This window comes from Xenorhabdus budapestensis (genome assembly GCF_002632465.1).
Lineage (GTDB): Bacteria > Pseudomonadota > Gammaproteobacteria > Enterobacterales > Enterobacteriaceae > Xenorhabdus > Xenorhabdus budapestensis.
In genome coordinates, this window is sequence record NZ_NIBS01000100.1 from 1 (window position 1) to 1,008 (window position 1,008).

A 1,008-nucleotide genomic window follows, 5' to 3' on the forward strand; every position below is an offset into this window, starting at 1 on the left:
CCGGGCACAGAACCGCAGTTATTTACAATCAGAATTACAGGAAACCGGCCCGTTATTGCGCTTTTCCAACATGGGCGTACTGGCAGATATGGATGCAGGTATGGCGCACTTGCATTACGGTTACCTTGACTATATCGCCAGGCAGACTACCCCGTTTACGGCCACGGATGAATGGTTGTCCGGATGGGCGGCGTTAAAGAAGATTTTTCGCAAACCGGCAACAGCGGCTCACTGTGAGCACTATCAGTTTACAGGGATGACAGGAACTATCATCCCTGCCGGGACAAGACTTAACCGGGGGGATGGGTATCAGTACCAAACTCTGACTGAGATCCGCATTGCTGCCAATGGACAGGGAAATGTCAGCCTGATTGCGTTATTACCGGAAAGTACCGAGGATGATTCGGGTGGCGGTGCGGCAGGGAATGCACCAGCGGGTGTGGTATTAACGCTGGATCAGAGTCTGGCAGGGGTTGATGTTGAAGGGACGGCGATTACGCCCATTACGGGCGGGGCAGACATTGAGAATGAAGCGGATTTTCGTTCCCGTATGTTACTCGCCTATCAGGGCACACCACAGGGCGGTTCTGATGACGATTATAAACAGTGGGCGCTGTCCGTGCCGGGCATTACCCGGGTCTGGGTCAGGCCAAGAGCAGCCGGGGCCGGAACAGTCGGTGTCTATATTATGTGTGATAACAATGCGCATGGCGGTTTTCCTATCGGCACAGATGGCGTGTCATCCCATGAACCGTATGCAGTGCATGCCACCGGAGATCAGCTGAGGGTGGCTGATGCTCTTTTTACCTTACAACCGGTCACTGCCTTAGTCTGGGTGTTATCGCCGATAAAATTCCGGCTTGATTTTACCCTCCACGGCCTTTCTCACATCAGTACCGATGTGACGGCGCGTATTAATGAGGCGATTGATAACGTACTGTTTGAAAACGGTAACCCGGATGGCTCCGGGCGCATATTGATATCTGAACTGCAATATGCCATTGCGGG

The 1,008-nt window shown here is 53.0% G+C and carries 1 protein-coding gene; it reads left to right on the forward strand.

Annotation, left to right across the window (positions count from 1 at the left end; translation table 11 throughout):
- On the forward strand, window positions 1-1,008 hold a 1,008-nt coding region (locus Xbud_RS19045; RefSeq protein ID WP_099137537.1), incomplete at both ends, for a baseplate J/gp47 family protein.